General features: G+C 41.2%; 23 protein-coding genes. 3 read left to right on the forward strand and 20 right to left on the reverse strand.

Annotation, left to right across the window (positions count from 1 at the left end; translation table 11 throughout):
• Window positions 1–22: 22 nt before the first annotated feature.
• The 7 genes from hutI to purH form a co-directional block, all read right to left on the reverse strand.
• Complete coding sequence (gene hutI, locus NVS78_RS08870; RefSeq protein WP_286358877.1) at window positions 23–1,276, reverse strand: imidazolonepropionase; 1,254 nt, start codon at window positions 1,274–1,276, stop codon at window positions 23–25.
• A gap of 103 nt (window positions 1,277–1,379) precedes the next feature.
• Window positions 1,380–2,801 carry a rod shape-determining protein RodA gene (gene rodA / locus NVS78_RS08875; RefSeq protein WP_286358878.1) on the reverse strand — a complete coding sequence of 474 codons (1,422 nt, stop codon included), beginning with the start codon at window positions 2,799–2,801 and terminating at the stop codon, window positions 1,380–1,382.
• Complete coding sequence (gene mrdA, locus NVS78_RS08880) at window positions 2,794–4,632, reverse strand: penicillin-binding protein 2 (protein ID WP_286358879.1); 1,839 nt, start codon at window positions 4,630–4,632, stop codon at window positions 2,794–2,796. Before mrdA ends, rodA begins: the two co-directional genes overlap by 8 nt.
• Before the next feature lie 32 nt (window positions 4,633–4,664).
• Window positions 4,665–5,063, reverse strand: coding sequence for a rod shape-determining protein MreD (locus tag NVS78_RS08885; RefSeq protein ID WP_286358880.1), 399 nt, complete (start codon window positions 5,061–5,063; stop codon window positions 4,665–4,667).
• A gap of 100 nt (window positions 5,064–5,163) precedes the next feature.
• Window positions 5,164–5,991 carry a rod shape-determining protein MreC gene (mreC, locus tag NVS78_RS08890; protein ID WP_286358881.1) on the reverse strand — a complete coding sequence of 276 codons (828 nt, stop codon included), beginning with the start codon at window positions 5,989–5,991 and terminating at the stop codon, window positions 5,164–5,166.
• 3 nt (window positions 5,992–5,994) lie between these two features.
• Window positions 5,995–7,017: a rod shape-determining protein gene (locus NVS78_RS08895; RefSeq protein ID WP_041504040.1), complete on the reverse strand. Its 1,023-nt coding sequence runs from the start codon at window positions 7,015–7,017 to the stop codon at window positions 5,995–5,997.
• 5 nt (window positions 7,018–7,022) lie between these two features.
• On the reverse strand, window positions 7,023–8,561 hold the full coding sequence (gene purH / locus NVS78_RS08900) for a bifunctional phosphoribosylaminoimidazolecarboxamide formyltransferase/IMP cyclohydrolase (protein ID WP_286358882.1): 1,539 nt from the start codon (window positions 8,559–8,561) through the stop codon (window positions 7,023–7,025).
• Window positions 8,562–8,751: 190 nt separating this feature from the next.
• On the opposite strand from purH, the gene NVS78_RS08905 reads away from it, so the two are divergent.
• Complete coding sequence (locus NVS78_RS08905) at window positions 8,752–9,273, forward strand: hypothetical protein (RefSeq protein ID WP_286358883.1); 522 nt, start codon at window positions 8,752–8,754, stop codon at window positions 9,271–9,273.
• A 6-nt stretch (window positions 9,274–9,279) separates the two neighbouring features.
• Here the strand turns inward: NVS78_RS08905 and NVS78_RS08910 are convergent, their stop codons facing one another.
• On the reverse strand, window positions 9,280–10,542 hold the full coding sequence (locus tag NVS78_RS08910) for an outer membrane beta-barrel protein (protein ID WP_286358884.1): 1,263 nt from the start codon (window positions 10,540–10,542) through the stop codon (window positions 9,280–9,282).
• On the reverse strand, window positions 10,532–11,065 hold the full coding sequence (locus tag NVS78_RS08915; protein ID WP_286358885.1) for an RNA polymerase sigma factor: 534 nt from the start codon (window positions 11,063–11,065) through the stop codon (window positions 10,532–10,534). Before NVS78_RS08915 ends, NVS78_RS08910 begins: the two co-directional genes overlap by 11 nt.
• Before the next feature lie 191 nt (window positions 11,066–11,256).
• Between NVS78_RS08915 and NVS78_RS08920 the strand changes: the two genes are divergently transcribed.
• Window positions 11,257–11,949 (forward strand): hypothetical protein, encoded by a 693-nt coding sequence (locus NVS78_RS08920; protein WP_286358886.1) that lies wholly within the window; start codon window positions 11,257–11,259, stop codon window positions 11,947–11,949.
• A 104-nt stretch (window positions 11,950–12,053) separates the two neighbouring features.
• On the opposite strand, the gene NVS78_RS08925 is transcribed toward NVS78_RS08920, so the two are convergent.
• Window positions 12,054–13,838, reverse strand: coding sequence for an aminopeptidase P family protein (locus NVS78_RS08925; protein ID WP_286358887.1), 1,785 nt, complete (start codon window positions 13,836–13,838; stop codon window positions 12,054–12,056).
• 628 nt (window positions 13,839–14,466) lie between these two features.
• On the opposite strand from NVS78_RS08925, the gene NVS78_RS08930 reads away from it, so the two are divergent.
• The gene (locus NVS78_RS08930; protein WP_286358888.1) at window positions 14,467–14,880 is read left to right on the forward strand and encodes a helix-turn-helix domain-containing protein; all 414 of its coding nucleotides are present in this window, start codon (window positions 14,467–14,469) and stop codon (window positions 14,878–14,880) included.
• A 40-nt stretch (window positions 14,881–14,920) separates the two neighbouring features.
• On the opposite strand, the gene NVS78_RS08935 is transcribed toward NVS78_RS08930, so the two are convergent.
• The 10 genes from NVS78_RS08935 to NVS78_RS08980 all read right to left on the reverse strand — a co-directional run bounded on the left by NVS78_RS08935 (window position 14,921) and on the right by NVS78_RS08980 (window position 25,253).
• Window positions 14,921–15,826: a dihydroorotate dehydrogenase gene (locus NVS78_RS08935; protein ID WP_286358889.1), complete on the reverse strand. Its 906-nt coding sequence runs from the start codon at window positions 15,824–15,826 to the stop codon at window positions 14,921–14,923.
• Window positions 15,814–16,575: a dihydroorotate dehydrogenase electron transfer subunit gene (locus NVS78_RS08940; protein ID WP_286358890.1), complete on the reverse strand. Its 762-nt coding sequence runs from the start codon at window positions 16,573–16,575 to the stop codon at window positions 15,814–15,816. The genes NVS78_RS08935 and NVS78_RS08940 overlap by 13 nt, the downstream gene beginning before the upstream one ends.
• Before the next feature lie 19 nt (window positions 16,576–16,594).
• On the reverse strand, window positions 16,595–19,357 hold the full coding sequence (uvrA, locus tag NVS78_RS08945) for an excinuclease ABC subunit UvrA (RefSeq protein WP_286358891.1): 2,763 nt from the start codon (window positions 19,355–19,357) through the stop codon (window positions 16,595–16,597).
• Window positions 19,358–19,513: 156 nt separating this feature from the next.
• Window positions 19,514–19,954, reverse strand: a complete 441-nt coding sequence (gene rplI / locus NVS78_RS08950; RefSeq protein WP_041503645.1) for a 50S ribosomal protein L9 — start codon at window positions 19,952–19,954, stop codon at window positions 19,514–19,516.
• A gap of 21 nt (window positions 19,955–19,975) precedes the next feature.
• Window positions 19,976–20,245 carry a 30S ribosomal protein S18 gene (rpsR, locus tag NVS78_RS08955; RefSeq protein ID WP_286358892.1) on the reverse strand — a complete coding sequence of 90 codons (270 nt, stop codon included), beginning with the start codon at window positions 20,243–20,245 and terminating at the stop codon, window positions 19,976–19,978.
• Between the two features lie 3 nt (window positions 20,246–20,248).
• Window positions 20,249–20,596 carry a 30S ribosomal protein S6 gene (gene rpsF, locus NVS78_RS08960; protein WP_200889858.1) on the reverse strand — a complete coding sequence of 116 codons (348 nt, stop codon included), beginning with the start codon at window positions 20,594–20,596 and terminating at the stop codon, window positions 20,249–20,251.
• A 155-nt stretch (window positions 20,597–20,751) separates the two neighbouring features.
• Window positions 20,752–21,780, reverse strand: a complete 1,029-nt coding sequence (gene mltG / locus NVS78_RS08965) for an endolytic transglycosylase MltG (RefSeq protein ID WP_286358893.1) — start codon at window positions 21,778–21,780, stop codon at window positions 20,752–20,754.
• Window positions 21,781–21,786: 6 nt separating this feature from the next.
• Window positions 21,787–22,833, reverse strand: coding sequence for a nucleoid-associated protein (locus tag NVS78_RS08970; protein ID WP_286358894.1), 1,047 nt, complete (start codon window positions 22,831–22,833; stop codon window positions 21,787–21,789).
• 4 nt (window positions 22,834–22,837) lie between these two features.
• A complete protein-coding gene (locus NVS78_RS08975) occupies window positions 22,838–24,433 on the reverse strand; it encodes a DUF3078 domain-containing protein (RefSeq protein ID WP_286358895.1) in 1,596 nt (531 codons plus the stop codon).
• A gap of 10 nt (window positions 24,434–24,443) precedes the next feature.
• Complete coding sequence (locus NVS78_RS08980) at window positions 24,444–25,253, reverse strand: SDR family oxidoreductase (RefSeq protein WP_286358896.1); 810 nt, start codon at window positions 25,251–25,253, stop codon at window positions 24,444–24,446.
• Window positions 25,254–25,273: the final 20 nt, after the last annotated feature.

Genomic DNA, 25,273 nt, shown 5'->3' on the forward strand with positions numbered 1-25,273 from the left:
ATGTGAATAAGGCATACCGTTATTAAATTTGTTCTCCGTTCAAAAACACGGCTTCGATCAGATTACTCCCGTAAGCATACGGAAGAAATTCGATCCCGCTAACGGGTGTTGTGATATAGAAATTAGCTTTTTTGCCGACGGCGATACTTCCCAGTTCGTTTTCAACTCCCATAGCATACGCGGAATTAATTGTCGTGGCGTTAATTACCTCCTCCGGAAGCATTTTATAATTCACGCATCCCAGAGACATGACGAATTTCATGTTGCCGGAAGGAGAGGAGCCCGGATTATAGTCGGAAGCCAATGCGACGGGGAGCCCCGCGTTGATCATTTCCCGCACGGGAGAATAAGGCATATTCAAAAAGAAAGCCGCTCCCGGTAATACCGTCGGCATCGTCTCGCTGTGTTTCAATGCTTCGATCTCTTTTTCCCCTACGTATTCCAAATGATCGACGGAAAGTGCGTTGTATTTTACCCCTACCTGGATACCACCCGAGTAATCCAGTTCGTTAGCATGTATTTTCGCGCGTAATCCGTGTTTCATTCCGGCATTCAACATACGATCCGTATCTTCAACCGTAAAAAATCCTTTATCACAGAACACATCGATATAGTCGGCCAACTCCTCGGAAGCAACAGCCGGAATCATCTCGTTGATAATCAAATCCACGTATTCCGTCTGGCGTCCTTTGTATTCGGTCGGAACAGCATGTGCTCCTAAAAACGTTGATTTTATGGTCAGGGGTGTGTCCTCTTTTAATCGTTTGATTACCCGCAGCATCTTTAGTTCGCTTTCCGTACTAAGACCGTAACCGCTTTTAATTTCAACGGCTCCCGTTCCTAACATGGCAATCTCTTGGAGACGTTCGAAAGCCGAATCGTACAATTCCTCTTCACTGGCTTTTCGAATACGTTCCGCAGAATTTAAAATTCCTCCTCCTCTTCGAGCAATTTCTTCATAAGAGAGCCCTTTGATCTTGTCGATGTACTCGATCTCCCGGCTGCCTGCATATACAATATGCGTGTGTGAATCGCAAAAGGCGGGGAGAACCAAACGGCCGGTAGCATCAATCTCCTGAATGGTATCGTCTCCTTCGTATACGGCGTGCTGGTCCAATTCGCTCATTTTACCGAAAGCTTGTATGTAACCGTCTTCCACCAACAAATAAGCATCGTTGATTATTCCCAATCGGGCCATATCCGCACCTGCAACTCTCGTTCTCGGCTCTTTCTCAACCTGAACAAGTTGTTTTATATTTATAACTACTGTTTTCATGTTTATCATTTTAAATTATTCGGGAACGAAAGTATAAAATTTAATCTACAATTTAAAACATTTGCGATTTATAGGCTCCAGAATACTCCAATTAAAATACCTACTATCTAAATACTTGTAAACGATTGGAATCGAGCCGTAGAAATATGAATATGAGTATCGTAAAGGCCCACAGAGAAGATCCCCCGTAACTGAAAAAAGGAAGAGGAATCCCGATAACGGGAGCCATCCCGATGGTCATCCCGATGTTCACTGCCATATGGAAGAATAGGATAGAGGCTACTCCATACCCGTATATCCGGGAAAAATTGGAACGTTGGCGCTCTGCCAAATAGATAATACGTAAGATAAATGTCATGAGTAATAGTATGACCAGAGCACTTCCCGCGAATCCCCACTCTTCTCCGACGGTACAAAAGATGAAATCCGTACTTTGTTCCGGAACGAAGTTAAATTTCGTCTGCGTTCCTTGTAAAAAGCCTTTTCCCAAAAAACCTCCTGAACCAATGGCAATTTTGGATTGATAGACGTTGTATCCCGTTCCTTTTTTGTCCATGGTTATGCCTAACAGGTTATTGATACGGTCTCTTTGGTGGGGTTGAAGTTTCTCGAACATGTAGTCGACAGATACCGTGGCTCCGATGCATAACCATGAAACGAATATCAGTAATGCAATATGCTTTATCTTCTTTTGGTAAATATAGATCAATCCGGCCAGGTTGCAAATCAGATAAGACAACAGCAACAGATAGTAATCAGATAAATTTCCTTGAATAGCCCAGTTGACAAAAAAGAAGAGAAAAAAGAGCAGAGTCAGTATTCCGATGATTTTGATTAGTTCCCTGAGATTATGTCGATAATAATAATAGGCAGCTAAGGTTCCTATCAGGATAATAACCAGTACGGTAAACGGAGAGTACAAAATACTGAGAACAAAAAGCGCAACGGCAACAAAACAAAGTAAAAGAATGGAACCGTGCAGCCCTTCCCTGAATAATACCAGGATAAAAGAGCTGTATACAAGAGCGGAACCCGTGTCGTTTTGTAAAATAATGAGAGCGGCAGGTATGAACAAGAGAATCCCGATCAACAATAAATTACTTATTCTCATCACCTTGAAATTATGCCTACTCATCACGTTGGCCAATGCCAAATTGGTCGCAAATTTAGCGAATTCTGCCGGCTGAACGCGAATACCCTGAATTTCGAACCAGGAACGAGCCCCATGTACCTCTTTCCCGAAGATTAGCACACAAAGCAGAAGACATATGGTAATCCCGTAAATGATAAAAGAAAAAGCGGTAAAAAATTTACTATCGGTCAGTAACACTAAAAAAGCCAATAGGAAAGAAGCCCCTATCCATATCAGTTGCTTCCCGTATTGTTGCGAAAAATCAAATATACTGTTGTGGTTCTCGTCGTATACGGCGGCATATATATTGACCCAGCCCATAAAGACAAGCAAAATATAAAGTAGGATAGAGATCCAGTCGATATTAGCAATCAGGTTCGTTTGTCTATTCATCGCCTTTTCTGTTTTTATTTGTTTGGCGAATTAAATCGCTTTCAAACATTCTTTTTTCTAACTCTTTTTTCTTATCCGATATCTTACCTTTCAAATATTTTTCAATCAATAAGCCGGCAATAGGGGCAGCATAAGTAGATCCCCACACTCCGTTTTCCACGTAGACGATAAGTGCGATTTTAGGGCGGTCTACGGGAGCAAAAGCGATAAAGACAGAGTGATCGTCCCCTTGCGGATTTTGTACGGTTCCTGTTTTTCCGGCAATCGCTATGGAATCGACCTGAGCATTTCTTCCGGTACCTTTTTTAACTACTAATTCCATTCCTTCTATGATCGGTTTAAAATAGGCCTTATTGATATCGACGGTATGTTTTTCTATCCGGTTCCGGGGAGTGGTCTCGTCAGGTCGCACGATATGGGGAGTCATGTAATATCCGCGGTTTGCCAGAATTGCGGCGATATTTGCCATCTGTATAGGGGTTATCAGCAGTTCGCCCTGTCCGATCGACAGAGATATGATATAGAGAGGATGCCAATTTTTGGTGCGGTGTATCCGGTCATAATAAGCTTGTGTCGGAATGGAGCCGCTCACTTCGTTTTGGAAATCAGGACATAATTTGCTTCCCAACCCGAAGGAGATGACGTATTTTCTCCATTCATTGTAGGCATTTCGTACATTTTCATATTGCGGTAACTCCAATACGCGCCGAAATACATTCACGTAATAAGGATTACAGGAATTTTGAATAGATGCCCGCAAATCGGTAGGGGAGTCGTGGAAATGGCATTTCATAAAACGTTTACCGCCAATGTAAGCTCCTCCTGAACAGGAAAATCTGCTTTCGGTAGTTATCGCTTTCGTCTGCAGTCCGATCAGGGCTTGAATCGTTTTGAAAATAGATCCGGGAGGATACTGAGCCATTGTCGTACGATCGAACAGGGGACGTAAACTGTCCTGTTCCAGTTTCAGATAATTCCTGCCTCTATCCAATCCAACCATCAGTTGGGGATCGTAACCGGGACTCGATACCTTTGCCAAAATCTCCCCGGTTTCCGGTTCGATTGCCACGATACCTCCTTTTTTGTTACGCATTAGCTGATAAGCGTAGTCTTGTAAGTCTATATCCAATGTAGTCTCCAAATCTTGCCCTACAATCGCTTCCTTGTCGTATTTACCATCCTGAAAGGAGCCTTTTACCCGGTTATGATTATCGACCAAGACGATTTTTTTGCCTTTTTCTCCCCGAAGTGTGGTCTCGTATGTCCTTTCCAGTCCGTTAATACCGATATAATCTCCCGGTTCGTAACAGGTGTCTTTTTTCACTTGATCCAAACTGACTTCTCCGATATAACCGAATACATCTGCGGAATGTTGAACATTATACTTTCGTAATGTTCTCGTTTGAATATAGAATCCCGGATAGCGATACAGCTTTTCCTGAAGCACGGCATATTTATCTCCGGTAATTTGGGAAACCAAAATAGAAGGCTTATACCTGGAGTAAGTCTTGCATTTTTGAATGTTTCTGTCTAAAAATTCTTTCGATATGCCGAGTATGGAAATTAAGTCCGTCGTGTCGAATTCTTTTACCTGTCTCGGAATAATCATCAAGTCGTATGCCGCTTGATTATCAACCAATAGTTTATGATTACGATCGTATATCAGACCGCGTGCAGGGTATACTGTCTCGATCCTCTGTGAATTATTGTCTGCCATTTGTTTGAATTGATCATCGACTACCTGATAAATGAATAGCCTGATGATATAAATAACGCAGACGCATACGATAATACCCGCGATAATTCCTTTTCTATATCCAAATTTATTCATTTGAATGAATCTTTTCCATTTCGAAGAAATACTTACCTGTTTACCTTTTTCAATCCGATAAAGTAATAAAGCAAGATCAACAACCAGGAGATAAAAGTACTGAAAATTATCCGGATTAAAGTGATAAACGGATCGCTAAAAGTGAAAGCTTCGGCAAAAATAAGAACGACATTGAACAGGAGGGTTGACACACCCGAATATTTTAGAAACCAGTTGAATTCCGTCAATCGTTGGGCTCCATGAATATCATCCAATTTCTCCCGGTTAGATGTCGATTGCAACAGCCAGGGACGGATATAGGCTGTAAAGGTGGAAGCCGCCGCATGAATTCCCACGGTCTTGTCGGCCAGGTCCATCACGAATCCCAATAGAAAACCGAAAAGCAATAGGGGAATTCCTTTGAATTTGTAAGGAAGAATATAAATGGCCAAAATATAAATATTGATATAGAAATAAGATCCAAGATGAATGTTATCCAAAATAAAAATTTGGATAATACACAATATGAACAAATGGATAAAATAATTTATATTATTCATGGTAATTGTTTCCTTCTAATCTTTTTTTCTCATCCTTCCAATAATCATTCACGATATAAACATGATAGAGTTTTTTAAAGTCTACGGCCAAGCGCACTTTTATGGCTAAAAAGTTAGCCGTTTCCCGAGTAGCCGATTCGACGAAACCGATCAGCAATCCTTCCGGAAAAATAGAGGAGAAGCCGGAGGTGACGATCGTGTCTCCCGGACTGATCTCCACGTGGTAGGGTATATCGTTCAAATAAGAGTAACGATAATCACTTCCGTCCCATTGCAACGAACCGTAATACCCGTTTTTCTTTATTTTAGCCGATACCCTCGAATTCACATTGATTAACGGAATTACAAAAGAATAATGTTCGCTCGTGTCCTGTATTAAGCCGACTACTCCCTCCGGGGAACATACCGCCATCTCTTTCCGGACGCCATCCTGACCTCCCCGGTTTAGCGTCAAATAATTTTTAGTCCTGTTGAAAGTTGCATTTACAACTTTCGCATCCACATAGTTGTACAGTATACAACTGTCAAGGACAAACGATATTACTTCTGAGCTATCTTTTTTTGAATTTAAAATTTCCAATTGATTCTTTAAAGCTACATTCTCTTTTACCAAGTTTTCATTTCGTTCGGCCAACCAGAAATAATTTTCGGTTTCCGTAACAACAGAAGAGATGTAATTAAAAACAGAAGAAGAGTATTGGGAGAATACCACTCTCTGATAGTCGTTATTATTGACTATCAGAGAAAAGCATAAAACTTCCAATAATATAAAAATTATAGTAAAATGATACTTAAGTATCAGTCTTATAATTTCTTTCACCTCTTATCGGATAAGGAATGAGAATTTATCTACATTTTTTAGTGCGATTCCGGTTCCGCGAGCCACAGCACGAAGAGGATCCTCTGCAATATGGAACGGTATGTTCAATTTATCTGATAACCGTTTGTCCAATCCTCGCAACAAGGCTCCGCCCCCGGCTAAGTAAATACCTTTATTCACAATATCGGCATACAGTTCAGGCGGGGTCTGTTCCAAAGCGCCTAAAATAGCTATCTCTATCTTAGAAATCGATTTTTCTATACAATGAGCGATTTCCTGATAGGAGACCGGAACTTCTACAGGCAGGGAGGTCATTTGGTTCGGACCTTGTACCACGAAATCCGCAGGCGGTTCGTCCAATTCGGATAGAGCCGATCCCACATGAATTTTTATTTCCTCCGCTGTTCTTTCGCCGATCTTTATATTGTGTTGGTGACGCATGTATTCCTGAATATCGTCCGTTAAATCGTCACCTGCGATGCGAATCGATTTGTTGCTAACTATACCGCCCAAGGAAATAACTGCGATTTCTGTTGTTCCGCCACCTATGTCAACAATCATATTTCCTTCCGGAGCCTCCACGTCCAAACCGATACCTAATGCCGCGGCCATCGGCTCATAGATCATGTATACGTCGCGTCCTCCCGCGTGCTCGGCGGAATCGCGTACGGCTCTAATTTCGACCTCCGTACTTCCGGAAGGGATACATACGACGATCCGTAAAGAAGGAGAGAAGAACTTACCTTTCCCGTTAGCCATTTTAATCATCCCCCTGATCATCTGTTCGGCAGCGTTAAAGTCTGCAATAACTCCATCGCGCAACGGCCGGATCGTTTTGATATAATCATGGGTTTTTCCTTGCATTTGCCGAGCTTTTTCCCCAATTGCAATTACCTTTTCCGATTTTTTATCTATGGCTACGATAGAGGGTTCATTCACCACCATCTTATCGTTCATAATGATAATGGTGTTTGCCGTCCCTAAGTCTATCGCGATATCTTGTGTTAAAAAAGAAAATAAACTCATAGTCATTAATGTTTAAAATGTCTCATACCTGTAAAAATCATAGCTATCCCGTATTTGTCGGCGGCATCAATGGATTCCTGGTCCCGGATAGAACCTCCGGGCTGGATTATGGCCGTGATACCGGCCTTATGGGCTGCTTCCACGCAATCGGCAAAGGGAAAAAATGCGTCGGATGCCATAACGCTACCGGGGATACGCTCTGCTCCCTGACGAATCGCATTTTCTAATGCCCAAATACGGCTGACCTGTCCCGGGCCTACGCCTGTCGTGCACTTATCCTTTGCAATCACAATAGCATTAGATTTAGTATGCTTTACAACTTTCCATGCAAAAAGTAAGTCCTTCAACTCTTCTTCTGTCGGGTGACGCTGGGTTACCACTTGAAGTTCTCCTTCGATCAATCGTTGATCCATGTCCTGTATCAATAAACCGCCTAAAACGGTTTTAGCTTTAGGCGTGGTATAGGTCCTTCGATCGATATCTTTTACTTGCAATAATCTTAAATTTTTCTTTTTGGAGAAAACGGACAATGCTTCTTCGGAAAAAGAGGGAGCCACGATCACCTCTAAAAAAACGGGAGCCATTTTTTCAGCGGTAGCCTTGTCTATTTCCCGGTTGGCGGCTACAATCCCTCCATATATGGATACCGGATCCGCGTCATACGCTTTCTGGAAAGCATCCGCCAAGGTTGCGGCACTCCCGACACCACAAGGATTAGCGTGTTTCGCCGCTACAATCGTAGGTTCATCAAACTCTTTCAATGTCTCTAACGCCCCGTCCGTATCCCCGATGTTGTTGTATGATAACTCCTTGCCTTGTAGTTGGACCGCCCCGGTTAATGTCCCTTCCGTCTCCTGGATACACCTATAAAAGGTAGCTTCCTGATGCGGATTCTCGCCATATCTTAAATCTTGTTTCTTTTCGTAAGTTAAGGTTATGGTTTTGGGAGAGGTGATATGCAGACGTTTCGAGAAGTAGTTGGCGATCAAAGCGTCGTAATGCGAGGTATGAATAAATACTTTGGCAGCCAATCGCTCTTTCGTCTCCGGCAAGGTTTCTCCGTTTTCCCTTATTTCAGCAATAACCCGTTCGTAATCTTCCGGATCAGTAACAACCGTCACGAAAGGATAATTTTTAGCCGCGGCCCGGATCATGGTAGGCCCGCCAATGTCTATATTTTCTATGATCTCCTCGTGCGAGACTCCTTCTTTCAAAATCGTCTGTTTGAAAGGATACAAATTACAAACCACCATATCGATGGGCTCTATACCCAATTCGGCCATTTGTCGTTTATGTTTTTCATTGTCCCTGATTGCCAAAATACCCCCTTCTACATTGGGATGCAACGTTTTCACTCTTCCGTCGAAACATTCCGGAAATTTTGTCAGGTCAGCGATATCTTTCACCTGAATACCCTCTTCCTTTAATATTTTTGATGTTCCTCCGGTAGAAATAATTTCCCACCCCATAGAATTTAGAGATTTAGCAAAGTCAACAATTCCACTTTTGTCAAATACACTAATCAATGCTTTTTTCGTTCTCATCCGGATTTATTTTATTTTTTTAAACGAAATCAATTATACTCGTTGACAAAGGTAAAAAAAAGATAGTTATTTTACATGTTGAGTATATAATTTCATGGAAAAAATATGTAGGAAAAATATTTTTTTTACATCGAAAGCGTGGGGTTACAAAAAATAGTTATATTTGATCGACACTAAAAATGATATTTTTATGAGTGACAACGCTTTGGATATTATAGTATATATAGCATTGACCATCGGGGCCAGCGTATTGGGGGCTCTAAAGTCTTCTAAGGATAAAAACAAAAAGAGACAACCCTCTGCGAGACACGAAACTGCTCGTCCGGAAATTTTCGTTCCGGCAGAAGATGAGACAGAAGGAGACTTTTTCGATCAAATTTTTGGTAAACGGGTAGAGGTTCCGCAACAAGAAGTTGAAATAGAGAAGCCGGAAGTCGGAACGGAAAAACAAATTATACCCGATTTCTTAAAAAGGAAAGAGGCGGAAGCCATCGCTCATTTCGGAAAATCCGAAGAAGAGAGGATGGAAATACTGAAGAGCGACCAACGGGCCCGAAAAGATATGAGAGACAAACGTTTTGCCGCTTTATTCCAACTGCACGAAAATGACATGCAAGAAAGCGATACAAACGAATCGATTTCCGGTAATACAATCCGTTTCGATTTGCCGGAAGCGGTTATCGCGAGTGAAATACTGAATCGCAAGTATTAACCCCTTCTAAAAAGATATTCCGAATCCGGTGGAAAAAGTAAAAGTATAAGGATTGTACCGGATATCCGGATCTTTACTTAAAGATTGTAAGTAATACTTGAAGCCGGGTTCTATTTTAAAATGAATCGATTTGCCAATCGGATATTCAACGCCCAAACCGACATGAGTACTCATGTTAATACGGCGAATATTATCTGTTTCTCCCATCTTCTCTTTTACACCCTCATAGCGTAAATAGGTCATGTTACGTACCAAAAAACTTGCTCCAAATCCTCCCAGGATACTGAATTTCAGTTTATTGTTGTTCAAATAATAGCGAAGGGAAAGAGGAACTTCTATCGCATCGAACTCCTGCTCAATGCTGCCCGTCGTCTCGCTATTGCTTCTCAATAACTGGGAATTGGAAACGAATACGGCCGCGTTAGATCGGCTTTTTACGTTTCCAAGCGGGGTCAGTACCCGTGTTTGGCTGTTGTAGCTGCTCATCATGGCATTTGCCCGGGGAACAAAAACCTTAGAATCACTCGTTTTTTGGCCGATACGGGTGTATCCGATACCTGTTTCGAGAGAGATTCGGTTCCCCGGCGATACGGCAAAAGTAATCCCCCCGTTCATATTGAAGATGCCGTTTAACTGATCGTCCGTGTAGCTGACAAGTCGGCTCTGTTTGTTTTCCATGTGGTAGCTACCCGAAGAGTATCCCGGAGAAACATAACCGCTGAGGGTATACTTCAGGTTCAATTTCTTCTTTTTTACCGCCGGTTGTTCATGAATTAATTTAAGATATCGGCGTTGATTTTCCAACGCTTCTTTATTTATTAAAGGGATAAAATCCTCGCGAATGGCCACCTTTTCCAGTTCGGCTACCGGGTGCGATACCGGCAACAGACCGGAATCGAAAAATTGAACCGTCATCGGATCGACCTTGACAAATTCCGGTGTTCCGGATACTTCGGTTTTTCGGTGGGCAACCGGAGGAATGGTCGGGACTGGCGAGTGATATGCCAAGAGGTAGGGGGCCGGTGGCTTTAAAGTTTGGATTTTTGCTAAAGGGGGATAAGGTGTCTTTTTCTTTTCTTGTTGAAGCATAAAAAGCGAGGAGAGAAGCAGGACTATTCCTGCCGCCGCACCGCTATATATGAATAACTGCCTAAACCTGTTTTGTTTGCCACCCAGGCGAGAATTTATGTCGGTCCACACCCTTGCCGGGGGATCGACCGTAACCTCTTCCAGGGCTGTCTTAAATAGTTTTTCTAAATTATTGTCCATAACTTAGGTATGTATTAATTTTTTTCTTTAAAATCTCTTTTGCTCTCGCTAAATTCGATTTTGAAGTACCGTCCGAAATACCGAGTATGGAAGCAATCTCTTTATGAGATAACTCTTCCATTACGTACAAGTTAAATACCAACCGGTATTTTTCCGGCAATTGACTCACAAAACCAAACAACACTTCCGAAGGAATATTCAAACCCGCGTCGACATCTTCCGTTTCGATCTCGGGAATCTCTTCCACGGGTTGTACGGGATTATTTTTTCGGTACTTTTCGAGGGCGATATTGATAAAAATACGTTTCATCCATCCCTCGAAAGATCCTTTGCCCGAATATTGTCCTATACACTCCAAAGTTTTAATAAAACCGTCCTGCAAGTTATCTTCCGCCTCTTCGCGCGTTTTGGAATACTGAATGCAAACTGCAAACATCTTGGAGGAGAACATGCGGTAAAGTTGTTCTCCGGCTTGTCGATTGCCTTTTTTGCATTTCTCTATTATTTTGTCCAAAGTATACATCGATAACTAACGCTAAGATGCTGTAATTTGCTAAAGGTTGCGTTGATTTAGCGAAAAAATAAAAAAACTTCACGATCAGAGAAAAAGCGCTCTTTTTTTTTGCATCGTATTGTTTTTTTGCGAATATTCGCACCATGAAACACAGAATTAGTGTGCTATTTAATTATTTTAAACAATAAAAACAACTAAAAATGAGAACTATTTTAAGATTAAAGCAATTTATCTTTGTATTATTGAGTGTCACCTTATTGAACTCTTGCCTGAAGAGCGATGATCCTGATTTTGCGATTACCTACGCGAGTTGCGTAGTGCTTCAAAAAAATATAATCGACGGGGAGCAAGTCGAGAAAAGATTCCTCCCTCATATTCAAATTATAGCCAACGAGGCGATGGAATCTTATACCTGTCAGGGGCCCGAGGGGATTCTCAGCATGGAGTCAATGCCCGATTCATATGGCCAGGGAGCTCAAAGTAAAATATTGAACAGTCAATTTTCCGCTGCTTTCCCCAAAGGGAATTACAGGGTTTCCGTAAAGAACGCTAAGCAAGAGGTAGCCGGATGGTCTGTCGATATCAAAGAGACCGAGAAAGTATTGGGGACGATCGAAGCAGCGATATCATATGAAAACGGAAGAGTAAAAGCCAAATGGAACAAGGTGGAAAACGCAAGTTTTTATCTTGTCGGAATCGGAACAAAAGGAGAACCGTATTCATTGATTAACGGTAAAAAATTTACGGACAGTCCCGAAAGCGGAGTGGATTTTGCTATTAGCGATATCAGCGCAGGTTTTACCAAAGGCGAATATCAATTGGTGGTGCGTGCCGTACAGTCGGAGGCCGGTATCGTGCTGGATAGCGAAAGCGTTATAATTACTTTGGACTAATCATCAGCGTAGAATAATCGCTCGAAAGAAAAATGGAGTTCATAAAATGAACTCCATTCTGTTTCTAAACTCGCCTCGGTCGAATGATTTTGATGTTGCGATTTTCAGCTCCTCAGAGGATTGGTTTTATTCCGTAACCATTTTGCCTCTTCCGCGGACAAATAGGGAGACGTCTCTCGGTACACCCGCTCGTTATAAAGATTTAGCCACTCTGTTTCTTCCTGTTCTAAAAGTTCAGGTAAAATAGCTGAAGTATCGAAATAACAAAGCGTTATCGTTTCAAACTTATAAAATTCTCCGAATTCGTTAATCGTATCCGGCCGGCAAACGATCAAATTTTCGTGGCGGATACCGTGAAGGCCTTCCCTGTATAATCCCGGTTCGTTAGAGGTCACCATTCCCGGAAGTATCTCCTGATCCTTTAAGTCGGGACGAATGGATTGCGGCCCCTCGTGCACGTTTAAGAAATAACCGACACCATGTCCCGTTCCATGTCCGAAGTTTCTGTGATTCATGTATAAAGGCAACCTTGCAACTATATCGATATTGCATCCTCTGGAGCCTTTGGGAAATATCAATCTGCTTAAATTGATCATGCCTTTAAGGACCAGGGTGTAGTCCTCTTTTTCCAAATGCGTTAATTCCCCCACGGGGATTGTGCGTGTAATGTCGGTTGTGCCATGCAGGTATTGCGCACCGGAATCAACCAAATACAAACCTTTGGCTTGAATCTCGGATTGATGTTCTTTCGTGGCGGAATAATGGGGCAACGCGGCATTTTTTCCATAAGCGGAAATACATTCGAAACTGTCGGAAACATATTCGGAATCCGCACTTCGGAATTTTTGTAGCACTGCGGCAGCTTCCAGTTCGGCAACGGAGCGGGTGGCTAACGTATTCTCGAGCCAATAGAAAAATTTTGTCAAGGCAATGGCATCTTTGCGGCACGCCAAACGAAATCCAGTTAACTCCGTCTCGTTTTTCACTGTTTTCAGCAGAGGTACGGGAGAAACGATCTCCTTCACCTTGAATCTCTGACCAATCCGATGATACACGGCGTAATTGCAAGTAGTCGTGTCCAAAATAAAATCGGCAGGGGACTTCAATTCATCCAAATAAAGAAAAAGATGATGATAATCGTGTATCTCTACGCCGTCCGCGTGTAGTTGGCTACCGGTTTCCGGTGTAATTTTATCCTGTTTTACAAATAAATGGGCTTTCTCTTTATCGATTAAGGCATAAGCGATGGCAACCGGATTATAAGGGATATCGTTACAACGGATATTGTAGAGCCAGGCTATTTCGTCCAAAGCAGAGAATAGAATATGGTTGCTGTTATTACTAATAATAAACTCCCTTATTTTCTTGATCTTGTTTCTGACTGTTTCTCCGGCATATCGATCGGGTAATACGGTTATGGCTCCTTGAGGAAAAGCCGGACGATCCAGCCATATCTCACCCAAAAGATCCGTTTTTTCACAAACGGCTATGTTTTTAAGGGCCAAAGTATCTTTTAGGGCACGGACATCGTTGACAGACATACAAAAACCGTCTATGCCGACTTTCTCACCCTGTTGCAAGTGTTCGCGCAACCATTGAGGGTAATCAACGGCTCCGGGAATACGTAGTTTATGTAATTCGATCTCTGTTTCGCTCAATTCCTGTTCTGCTTGAATAAAATAACGGGTATCCGTCCACAAACCCACATGATCTCTGGTAACAACGACCGTACCAAAAGAGCCTGTAAAACCGGAAATCCATTTCCGTTGTTGCCAGGGAGCGGGTAAATATTCACTATTATGAGGATCCGTTCCGGAAATAATGTAAGCGGCTATATTTTCCCGATCCATAATTCTTCTGAGTTCTGCTATTTTTTCCGCGATTGTCATGATTTACGTGTTTAATTTTTTTCAAATGTAAAAGAATTTCACGAAGATAACAAGGTCTTGATTATTTACATTTGTCACGATATTTAAACCAATGAATAAATTTACATTTGTAAAGTACATGTTACAATCGGATACGGTTTCTTCCGGTAAAGAGTAGATTTACGAATGTAAAGAAATAAGGAGTCTTGTGTATTTAACATTTTAATACAATTGTATATTTATTCCTTATTATAAGTAATTTACATCAATAGATTCATCTTTTACTTTAGGCTGAAAGAGCATTCGGAGATGACTTTTACGTGAAAACACATAAAATCGAGGAATTTTCGATATTTAAATATCTAATTATCAGTGATATATTAGTAATTATATTATGTTTTTATTTATGGAGTTAAAAGAGGTGTTTTTAATTTAATACACTAATAAACAATGTATTATTTTTATTATAATGGAAAGGAGGGGGAAATCATATTTAACTATTTGATATTTAAGTAAAATGCAATTTTCACTTTCGATACACCTTTATTTTTGTTACATATGTAAATCCATGGAATTACAAATGTGATTTGTTTTTTCACCTTCAAATCATTACATTTGTAATGTACAATATTTACAAAATGATAATCAAATGCAGGATCGATTGAATCAATTATTTGCACAAAAAGAGCTTACTGCTACAAAATTTGCGGCGATGATCGGCGTGAGCGCTTCTACCATTTCTCATATATTAGCCGGTAGAAATAAACCCGGTTTTGATATCATCAACAGCATAGCGGAGGTATTTCCGGATATTAGTCTTACCTGGTTAATAACAGGAAAAGGTCCCATGTATACCGGAAGTGTTCCGGAACAGCCAACGAAGAAGCCGATAGAAGAACCGTTGTTGTTCAAGGAGGAGGAGATCCTTAAAAACAAGCAGGTTGAAAAAGAACTTCCGGAATGGAGCACCTCTTTCCGGGTATCGTCCGAGAAAAGCAAAAACTTAAAGCGTATTCTTCTCTTTTTCGATGACGGAAGTTTTGAAGATTACAATAAAGAATAAGAGACCGGGAGAAAATGAATTTTCTCCCGGTCTCTTTCTTTTAAATCAAACCAATGATATCTTTAACGGATTTAAAACCGTTCTGATCCAAATATTCATTGATACCCCGTATCACTTTTAGCGTAATAGCCGGATCTATAAAATTGGCCGTGCCGATTTGGATTGCCGATGCTCCCGCCAATAAAAATTCGATGGCATCGTTAGCGGAAGTTATTCCTCCTAAACCTACAACCGGTATTTTTACGACCTTGGCAACCTGCCATACCATTCGAAGAGCTACCGGTTTTACACAGGGGCCGCTTAGCCCTCCGGTAACCGTACTCAGAACAGGTTTACGACTTTTTGTATCGATGGCCATTCCCATCAACGTGTTGATCAGGGAGACGGAATCAGCCCCAGCCTCTTCGGCGGTAAGAGCGATCTCCTGAATATTGGTCACGTTGGGAGATAATTTCACCATCAGGTGTTTTTTGTATGCCTTTCTAACTTCTTTTATCACTTCTCGGGCAGAAGCACAACTGGTTCCGAAGGCCATACCGCCTTCTTTCACGTTAGGGCAAGAAATATTAAGTTCAATGGCCGGTATATTTTCCAGTTCATTGATTTTTTCCGCTGTCATCACGTAATCGGCCACGGTAGATCCGGAAACATTTACCAGAATATTACTTTTTATCGCTTGTATCTCCGGATAAATGTGTTCGATAAAATAATCCACACCCTTATTTTGAAGGCCTACCGCATTTAACATTCCGGAAGGCGTTTCTGCCATACGGGGATAGGGGTTTCCTTCCCGGTGCTTTAAGGTGGTACCTTTCACGATAAAACCGCCCAATGCATTTAAGTCGATGAAATCCTGAAACTCTATCCCGTATCCGAATGTCCCGGAAGCAGTTAAAACCGGATTTTTCAGCTGTAACCCGTTGATATTGATACTTAAATCTGCCATGTTAAATCTTTTATATTAAAAATAGGACCTTCCGTGCATACACATTTATGGCCTGTCGTTGTTTCCGTTACGCAACAGAGACAAGCGCCGATCCCGCATGCCATCGTGTTCTCGAGGGATACCTGACAATCAATATTATTCTTGTCAGCATAAGATGCAACTGCTTTCATCATCACTTCCGGCCCGCAACAGAAGATATGGTCGAAGTGCTCTTTCAATATCGAATGTTGCGTTGGGTATCCCTTTTCTCCGTAGGAACCGTCTTCAGTTGTGTAGTATACTTTTGCATATTTTTCAAACTCTTCCCGGCGTAAAATCTCTTTTCGCGTGCGGGTTCCGACCAAAAGAACGGGATCCATTCCCACGGATTGCATGACACGCGATAGATGGAGCATGGGAGCCACCCCACAACCGCCTCCGATTAGCAGGCATTTGCCATCCTGTGGTATTTTAAAGCTGTTTCCTAAAGGAAGGATAATATTCAACTTTTCTCCCGGCTTAAGTTCTCCCAAGGTTGCCGTTCCGCATCCCACTACTTTAATATAGAGATAGAGAAGGCCTTTCTCTTCATCCACATCATGAACCGATATAGGACGTCTCAACAAGGTGGAAGGGGATTTGTCTACTCTCACGTTTACGAATTGTCCCGGTAGAATGGGGGGTAATTCATCGGAATGAAGTACCAGCAGAACGGTATCCTGATTTAATGGCTGATTTTCTTTTACTGTAAAATCAATAATTTTCTTCATATCTGTATGTTTCAAACGCTTATTGGTACATCTCTAATTTTTCTTTTAAATATTTTCCCGTGTAGGAATTCTGGCATTTGGACAACTCTTCGGGAGTTCCTTCGAAAACCAAATAACCTCCTTCGTTACCTCCTTCGGGGCCTAAATCTATGATGTAATCGGCACATTTGATTACGTCCATATTGTGTTCTATGATTAAAACGGTGTGTCCTCGGTCGATCAAAGCATTTAAGGATTCCATCAATTTGTGGATATCGTGAAAATGTAAACCTGTCGTAGGTTCATCGAACACGAATAGGGTAGGGTCCGCGTTTTCCTGGCTTAAATGGTAAGCAAGCTTTACGCGCTGACTCTCTCCTCCGCTTAACGTACTGGAGGCTTGCCCCAGTTTTATATATCCCAGCCCCACGTCTACCAGTTTTTGCAATTTGCTAACAATGCTCCGTTCACTGTGACTGCTACCGGTACCGAAAAACTCAACCGCCTGATTGACCGTCATCTCCAGGATATCGTATATATTTTTATCCTTGTATTTTACTTCCAGTATCTCCTCTCTGAAACGACGTCCTTTACAATGTTCACACTCCAGGTATACATCGGCCATGAATTGCATTTCCACTTTTATAATACCTTCTCCCTGACACTCTTCACACCTTCCACCCGGAACATTGAAAGAGAAAAAAGCCGGTTTGAAACCATTCGTCTTGGATAGTTTTTCTTCCGCGAAAATTTTTCGTATATCGTCCCAGGCTTTAATGTAAGTTACCGGATTCGAGCGGGAAGATTTGCCGATAGGGTTCTGGTCGATAAATTCGACATCAAAAATCCGGTCTAAGTCACCGGAAAGACGATTGAAACTTCCGGTTCTATCCGAATAATCCCCGTAGTATTTTTTCAAAGCGGGAACCAGAATCGTTCTGATCAGGGTACTTTTTCCAGAACCGCTTACACCGGTTACCGCTGTCATGATGCCGAGAGGGATCCTGACGTCTATGTTTTTTAAGTTGTTTTCGGTCGCTCCTTTCAGTTCGATCCGATAGGGAGAAGTCCGACGATGATCCGGTACGGGAATGTGTTTTTTGCCGGACAGATAATCAGCCGTTAGCGTATCTGCTTCCCGTATCTCATTTAAAGTGCCCTGGTATACGATTTCTCCTCCCAGTCTGCCCGCCAAGGGACCCACGTCGATAATCTCATCCGCCGCCAACATAATATCTTCGTCGTGTTCAACGACAACCACCGTATTACCCAAATCTCTTAATCTTTTCAGAACCTGAATCAGGCGATCCGTGTCTCTGGAATGTAATCCGATACTGGGTTCATCCAATATATACAAAGAACCCACCAAAGCCGACCCGAGAGAAGTGGCCAAATTGATACGCTGCGATTCTCCTCCGGAGAGGGAAGAAGAGAGACGGTTCAAGGTCAAATACCCCAAGCCCACGTCCAACAGAAATTCAATTCGATTATGAATATCCGGAAGAACCCGATCGGCTATTTGTTGATCCGGCTCTGAAAGAGACAGTCGTTCAAAAAAATATTTCAGCTCCGAGATCGGCATATCGACCAAATCGGTGATGGCTTTATGTCCTACTTGCACGTAAGAAGCCTCTTTCTTCAAACGAGTTCCATGACAGACCGGGCATTTGGTCTTTCCGGTATAACGTGCAATCATCACCCGGTTCTGAATCTTGTATTTTTTGGATTCCAAATGTTCAAAAAAAGCATAAATTCCCGTCGGACTGTTCCAAAGAAGCTCTTTTTCCGCTTTAGTCAATTCGTAATAGGGCTTATGTACGGGAAAATTCGTATGATGAGCCTGACGAATGAAATAGTGCTTCCATTCGCTCATCTTCTCTCCGCGCCAACACATGACGGCATCGTCATACAGGCTCAATGATTTATTGGGGACAACGAGATCCTCGTCTATACCTAAAATTTTACCGTATCCCTCGCATTTGCTGCATGCCCCGATCGGGGAGTTAAAGCTAAACATATTGACGGAGGGAATTTCAAAAGTCATACCGTCGGCCTCAAATCTGTTGGAAAAAGAACGAATCTCTCCGTCCAATTCGATGTAGCATACTCCTTGTCCTTCATATAAAGCCGTTTCAACGGAATCGTTAATCCGGGAGATGGTATCCTTCTCTTCATGCACGGTAACCCGATCGATAACCAAAAACAGGGGAACATCCGTTTTAACCTCTTCATTGCTCTCTAAAAAATCGGATATACGCGTAAATTCATGACCATACTTGATACGGCTAAACCCTTGATTCATCAAAAGTCCCAAACTCTCTTTCGTCACCGAAACAGGCTTGGCCATAATGATGACGCTTTTATCCGCGTGCCCCTGAATAATATAATCACAAATATCGTCTACGCTATGCCGTTTTACCTCTTCACCGGAAACGGGAGAGATGGTTTTACCGATACGGGCATACAACAACTTGATGTAGTCGTATAATTCGGTAGATGTACCTACCGTTGAACGCGGATTGGACGTATTTACCTTCTGTTCTATCGCTACTGCCGGGGGAATCCCCTTTATATAATCGCATTCCGGTTTATTCAGACGTCCCAAGAATTGACGGGCATAAGCGGATAAGCTCTCCACGTAACGACGTTGTCCTTCCGCGTACAGAGTATCGAAAGCCAGAGAAGACTTGCCACTTCCGGATACACCGGTAATCACTATCAGCCGATTCAGTTTGATTTTCAGGTCGATGTTCTTCAGATTATGAACCCGTATACCCTTCAACTCAATATATTGTTCGCTCATAAAATCTATCCTCCAATTCTTGCAAAGATAAGATTTTCACTTCATTTTCTATTTACATGAAGGTGAAATGTACATAAAAAAAGCACCCGTAAAGGTGCTTTTCGTTTGGAATATGTTTGGAAATACGTTTAAGTCTTGTTTATGACTTGTTTTTAATTATTCTGAAACTACTTCGAATTCTACATCGACTTTCACTTCCCTGTGAAGTTTGATGATTGCGCTGTAAGTTCCAATCTCTTTCACATCTTTCAGCATGATCTTCTTTCTGTCGATATCGAATCCTTTCTCTTTCAGACATTCAGAAATCATGATGCTGTTAACGGAACCGAAAATCTTACCGGTAGAACTGGTTTTAGCTCCGACAGTAAGTTTTACTTCAGCCAATTTTGCTGCAAGTTCCTCAGCTTCAGCTCTCAATTTTGCTTCTTTGTGAGCTCTTTGTTTCAAATTCTCAGCAACTACTTTTTTTGCTGACTCTGTTGCTAAAATAGCATAACCTTGGGGAATAAGGTAGTTACGACCGTAACCTTGTTTAACATTTACAATGTCATCCTTATGACCCAAGTTTGCTATGTCTGTCAATAGTATAATCTCCATTTGCGTCCTCCTTCCTTAAAATTATTTCATCAAGTCGGTTAAGTAGGGCAACAAAGCAAGGTGTCTTGCTCTTTTCACGGCGGTTGCTACTTTCTTCTGGAATTTCACAGAAGTTCCGGTAATTCTTCTGGGAAGAATTTTCCCTTGCTCGTTCAAGAATTTCTTCAAAAATTCAGGATCTTTGTAATCGATGAATTTGATTCTTGCTTTTTTGAACCGACAGTACTTTTTCTTTTTGATTTCAACCGTAGGAGGGGTCAAATATCTAATTTCGCTTTCGTTCTGTGCCATGGCTTATTTCTCCTCTTGTTTTACTTGATTTTTAGCTCTTCTTTTTAACGCATACTCGTAAGCATACTTGTCTAATCTAAATGTCAGAAAACGGATCACTTTCTCATCGCGTCTGTAAGCAGTCTCTAATTTGTCCACTAAAGTACCCTCAGCCTCGAATTGAAGCAAGTGATAAAAACCTGTAGTTTTCTTTTGGATAGGATAAGCCAGCTTGCGCAGTCCCCAAGCCTCTTCATGCTCGATATTACCTCCATTCTGGGTAATAACGTTTTTGAATTTTTCTACCGCTTCCTTTACCTGTATTTCAGATAAAACGGGAGTTGTGATGAAAACGGTTTCGTAATGATTCAACATAACTGTTTGTTTATTAATAAATTAAATAATAAAAATTATTTTATCGCCCGCAAAGTTACTACTTTACTCCGAATTTGCAAAGAAAGTAAGTATTTAATTTTGAGTTTTTTGCCATTTGTTTTGTCCTCTCTGCTTGGATATTGGTTTCTTAATTATCTCCAAATTTTCCTTCTATCCAATTCCCGGTGGTATTCCCGCGCATGAGCGTTATGCTGTCGCAATGTTCTGGAGAAATAATGGTAACCGGAAAAGTCGCTTTTGGCACAGAAATAGAGGTAATCATGTTTCTGATGATTCAACACGCCATCGATAACCTGAATAGAGGCCATTCGGATAGGACCGGGGGGTAGGCCGGCATATTTGTAAGTATTATAGGGAGAATCTATTTCCAAATAGCGATCCAAAATCCGGGTAATCGTAAAATCTCCCAACACGAATTTAAGGGTCGGGCAAGCATCCAGCTTGATACCCTTTTTCAACCGGTTCAGGTAAACCCCGGCGATGATGGGATACTCTTCCTTTTTTACGGTCTCTTCTTCAATAATCGAGGCCAATATGGTCACTTCAAGAGGAGAGAGTCCTATCTCTTCCGCTTTCTTCAGACGCTGTTTATTCCAAAAACGCTGGTATTCCTTATACATTCTATTCAAGAAATCAGTAGTTGAAGTATTCCAATATATCTCGTATGTATTGGGAATAAACATACCGATCACGGTTTCCGGGGAAAAACCGTATCGGACAGTCGTATCAGGATTACGAAGCCGAGAGAGTAATTCATCGGACGATACGGCCAATTGAAGAGATACCGTTCCGGCAAATTCTTCTAACGTACGTATATTATTGAATGTCAGTTGTACCGGAGATTGATTTCCCGAACGTAACATATTGATCAATTCGTTATTGTTCATACCTTCTCTGATCCGGTAACGTCCGGATTTTGCTTTTGCTTTTTTCAACCGGGCAACCTGCAGCAGGGTAGAGGGATGTTTGACATATCCCCGGCTTCGCAAGGTATCCAACACCTCCGTTATCGAACCGGAGCTTCGAACGTAAATGATTCCGTCGTCTTTTACCGTAATATTCGGATAAAATAGATAGTAATATCCGATTCCTGCTCCCATTAATCCCGCAAGACACAAGGCCGCAAAGAGTATGATAATTCTTTTCGTTGCTTTAATCATGGAGGTTCAATTTTCTTCCCGGAAAAATAATTTATAATAATTCATATCTTTGGTCGAATCGTATCCTTTCTCGATGTATTTTTTTTGGCCGTGAATGTAAACATGAAAATTCTTATCCAATTTTAAAACGTGTTTAAAATAACGTTTTTCATCTTTTACGGCACTATCCGACACGTCGAAAGAGTCCTTCAAGGCTATTTCATTTTTCTCCTCGTAGAAATTTTTAAAATCTTCAAATGCGCGAATGACTTGCGGATCCATGACAATCTCTTCTTTAAACCGATCTTCATCAAACGTGTCTGCTTTTTTGAAATAATCGATGGATCTATTCAACATATCGATCTGATCGGCTTTAGGAATATCGTTTTCCTGATTATAAACCTCTTGTACGAAATCTTTACATAACTTCAAGTAATTGGAAGTCTGAAAATAGTCATCCTCCTGCTGTTCCAATCCCAAAAAATCAGTTGTCCAATATACCGCTTCCGTATGATTAGTTTTATCCAAAACAGTAACCCGATAGCCGCTCTCCTCGTTCATGTTAAATATCAGACAAGCCTTATCTAACTTTTTAATGTTGATACCGGACTCACTGGTCAGTTGATAACTATTTTGATTAACAATGATTTTCAAAAAAGTATCTTTATTCTCCGATTTAAAAATACCGATCGCATCGCAAGTTCCGTCTTCCAATAAACAGTTTTTAAAATGCACCACATAGAGTTCTCCGGATTTGATATTCGGATGGTTGGATTGTTCGAACAAATGCCGGGCGATGTCGATGGATGCCTTGTAGAAAGAGGCAGGGTCCTCGAACACAGAACGTATCGCCGCATACACGGGATTGCGGGAAAGTTCTCCTTCGTAGGCGGAAAAACGATAAAAGGCATCTCTTTTAAAAGGAGTCAGAAAATAAGTTTTCAGCAGATTATGAACATCCTGTTCGTCCGGAACAAAATTAGATTCGGAAAACCGGATATCTCCTTCTTCATACTTATTTCCTATATCGTGAATAACGATATTACCAATTTCACAATTTTCAAAATTCATCATAAGGTTAAAATCTAAAATATATACCGAGATTCAGCGTCTCTTTGAACTGTATTTTTTTCGAATAATTTTGATCGTATATGGCATTCATATAAACGGATGTTTTCATAAAATAATTTATTTTGAAATCGAGACTCAAACGCCAATCAACGGTTATGTATTCCGGTTTCTCATAATAACTGGAAAAAATAATCAACCGGTTATCTATTTTCAAAAACTTAAAAAATTCATGCTCATTCCTTAATTCCACTTTGGCTCCGGCATCACTCCTGTACCTTTTTCCCTTTTCGACGCCATAGCGGGTCGGATCAACTCTGGCCGTATCCCGAACATAGATCCATTGTCCGGCAATAGGCGAGAGGTAAAGAGAGATATTGTTTTTAGGTTTATAATCAAGACCTAAGGAGATGGTGAAGTAACCCGGAGAGAGAAAATTAGCGATAATTTGATCGTTTTTAGGATAGTTGTGAGTCCTGAACAGTACCGTATTCATATCGAACTGAGCCGCATAATTCCAATGTTTAAAAGCTTTTACTCCTAATTTGGATAATACTTCAAATTTATCTTCGTTCTTACTTAACTCCTCCTTTCCGCTCTTTAGCGCCCCTAATCTGTACCGGAATGCATTCTCCCAGGATAAACTGTTCTTCTTGTAATTTAAAAAATACTTCAAATCGGAAAGAATAGAAAGTGAATTTTCCCCCCCAGAAGCCCAACTGTCACTAAAATATCCTTGTCCGAATGCGAAACTGATATCCCAGTAATACCGCCAGTAGTTTCTTTTTATCGGAAGAGGTATCAGGGGTTTTAATTTTAAATAGGCCGAGTCCTGTATCTTCAAGCTGATATCTTTTGAAATTTTATCGGATTGACTGTACTTCTGATACATGTTTTCATCCACAAAAAACTTCACCCGATTTCCACGGGAAGAGACTCTTAACCAAGATCCTACGGAATCTCCAGCGACACTTTTGGTCGAAAAATAGTAGTAATAGGTTTTTCCTCTATTCAACCAAACCTGATTGGGTTTATCCGAAGCGTTCAGTATGATTAGTGGAATGGAATCCCTGCTTTTTTCACGCATCCATTGATAATTCTCATCTTTTTCCATAAAAGTTAGAAGAGATTGCAAATCTTGATTCAAAAGTATATCGTAACGTGCCGAATCCATAGGATTTCTCTTACGGTATTCCAGGCTATCTTTTTTGATTCGTTCCCGTATTTGTTGAATGGCTTTTTCTTTTTCTTCAATGGTTTCAAAATAGGCCCGAAGATAATTTATCATATATTTTATATGTTCATTTTCAGCGTATCCCCTCAACGTATTTATGGCTTGTTTCAACTCGTAATATTTTGATCTGTCTCGGGTAAGTTTTTCCAACGCGTAACGAACGGCGGGATTTTCTATATGTTCATTTTTTAATTGTGCCGATCGATAAACCAGATCGGGAATACGGGTAAAACGGAGTGAGTCCGTCCGACTGATTTTTAAAACAGTTATCGGAATGGGATAAGATTTCATGATTTTCAGCATTCCCTTTTCCTGAGCGAAAAGAGAAAAAGAGAGGAAATTCAGAATAAAAACAAATACATAAAATCTCATCGATTCACAATTATTTAAAAGGAGAATCAGGTTCCTTGGCCATATGATTATAAGCCAGTTTATCCAACAAACTGGGCCACCATTTACTTAAGAATACGGATATTTTTCCCTCCACTAATGTCATAATAATTTCCCGTTTCCGTGTTCTTATTCCTTTCACGATGATTGCAGCACACTCCTCTGCAGACATCATCTTACTTTCTTCCCGGGGACTTTCTCCTTGCTGGTTTCCATCTGCAACCAGAGCGGTTTTACGAATATTGGAAGCCGTAAAGCCGGGAGCTGCAACCAATACATGCAATCCTTTTTTCAAATTTTCTACCCGCAAGGTGTTCAAAAAACCTCTTACGGCGAATTTACTTGCTGCATACCCGGTTCTCCCCGGTAAACCTACAAAACCGGCCACAGAGATAATTCCGACCAAACTGCCTTTAGAATGAAGTAAATAGGGGATAGCATATCTTGAACAATAGACCGTTCCCCAAAAATTAACATCCATAACGCGCCGAATGACGTCCACATCCAACTCGTCAAATAATGCCCTCATGGAAATCCCGGCGTTATTGACTAAAATATCAATTTTCCCGAATTTCTGAACGGTTTGCTCGATCAAATGTTTACAATCGTCTTCACGAGTCACATCCGTTTGAACCGCGAGAACCTCAATACCTTTATCGTTCAGCTCTTTTTCCATTTGCTGAAGTTCCGCCAAATTGCGGGCTGCCATTACGATTTTACTCCCGAATTTTGCAAATTCATATACTAACGCCTTACCGATTCCGGAAGAAGCCCCGGTAATGATTACCACTTTATTTCGCATGAGATAATTTTATTCATTAC

Source organism: Gabonibacter chumensis (assembly GCF_024741215.1).
Lineage (GTDB): Bacteria > Bacteroidota > Bacteroidia > Bacteroidales > Marinifilaceae > Gabonibacter > Gabonibacter massiliensis.

Excerpts from the sequence above, each read along its gene's own strand:
- NVS78_RS08895 (WP_041504040.1), bottom strand. The coding sequence starts at position 7,017 with ATGAGTTTATTTTCTTTTTTAACACAAGATATCGCGATAGACTTAGGG.
- NVS78_RS08940 (WP_286358890.1), bottom strand. The coding sequence starts at position 16,575 with ATGAAGAAAATTATTGATTTTACAGTAAAAGAAAATCAGCCATTAAAT.
- NVS78_RS08980 (WP_286358896.1), bottom strand. The coding sequence starts at position 25,253 with ATGCGAAATAAAGTGGTAATCATTACCGGGGCTTCTTCCGGAATCGGT.
- NVS78_RS08905 (WP_286358883.1), top strand. The coding sequence starts at position 8,752 with ATGAGTGACAACGCTTTGGATATTATAGTATATATAGCATTGACCATC.
- NVS78_RS08925 (WP_286358887.1), bottom strand. The coding sequence starts at position 13,838 with ATGACAATCGCGGAAAAAATAGCAGAACTCAGAAGAATTATGGATCGG.
- NVS78_RS08910 (WP_286358884.1), bottom strand. The coding sequence starts at position 10,542 with ATGGACAATAATTTAGAAAAACTATTTAAGACAGCCCTGGAAGAGGTT.
- NVS78_RS08915 (WP_286358885.1), bottom strand. The coding sequence starts at position 11,065 with ATGTATACTTTGGACAAAATAATAGAGAAATGCAAAAAAGGCAATCGA.
- rpsR (WP_286358892.1), bottom strand. The coding sequence starts at position 20,245 with ATGGCACAGAACGAAAGCGAAATTAGATATTTGACCCCTCCTACGGTT.
- hutI (WP_286358877.1), bottom strand. The coding sequence starts at position 1,276 with ATGAAAACAGTAGTTATAAATATAAAACAACTTGTTCAGGTTGAGAAA.
- rplI (WP_041503645.1), bottom strand. The coding sequence starts at position 19,954 with ATGGAGATTATACTATTGACAGACATAGCAAACTTGGGTCATAAGGAT.
- NVS78_RS08930 (WP_286358888.1), top strand. The coding sequence starts at position 14,467 with ATGCAGGATCGATTGAATCAATTATTTGCACAAAAAGAGCTTACTGCT.
- NVS78_RS08975 (WP_286358895.1), bottom strand. The coding sequence starts at position 24,433 with ATGAGATTTTATGTATTTGTTTTTATTCTGAATTTCCTCTCTTTTTCT.
- mrdA (WP_286358879.1), bottom strand. The coding sequence starts at position 4,632 with ATGAATAAATTTGGATATAGAAAAGGAATTATCGCGGGTATTATCGTA.
- NVS78_RS08935 (WP_286358889.1), bottom strand. The coding sequence starts at position 15,826 with ATGGCAGATTTAAGTATCAATATCAACGGGTTACAGCTGAAAAATCCG.
- uvrA (WP_286358891.1), bottom strand. The coding sequence starts at position 19,357 with ATGAGCGAACAATATATTGAGTTGAAGGGTATACGGGTTCATAATCTG.
- rodA (WP_286358878.1), bottom strand. The coding sequence starts at position 2,801 with ATGAATAGACAAACGAACCTGATTGCTAATATCGACTGGATCTCTATC.
- purH (WP_286358882.1), bottom strand. The coding sequence starts at position 8,561 with ATGAGAACGAAAAAAGCATTGATTAGTGTATTTGACAAAAGTGGAATT.
- NVS78_RS08970 (WP_286358894.1), bottom strand. The coding sequence starts at position 22,833 with ATGATGAATTTTGAAAATTGTGAAATTGGTAATATCGTTATTCACGAT.
- mltG (WP_286358893.1), bottom strand. The coding sequence starts at position 21,780 with ATGATTAAAGCAACGAAAAGAATTATCATACTCTTTGCGGCCTTGTGT.
- NVS78_RS08920 (WP_286358886.1), top strand. The coding sequence starts at position 11,257 with ATGAGAACTATTTTAAGATTAAAGCAATTTATCTTTGTATTATTGAGT.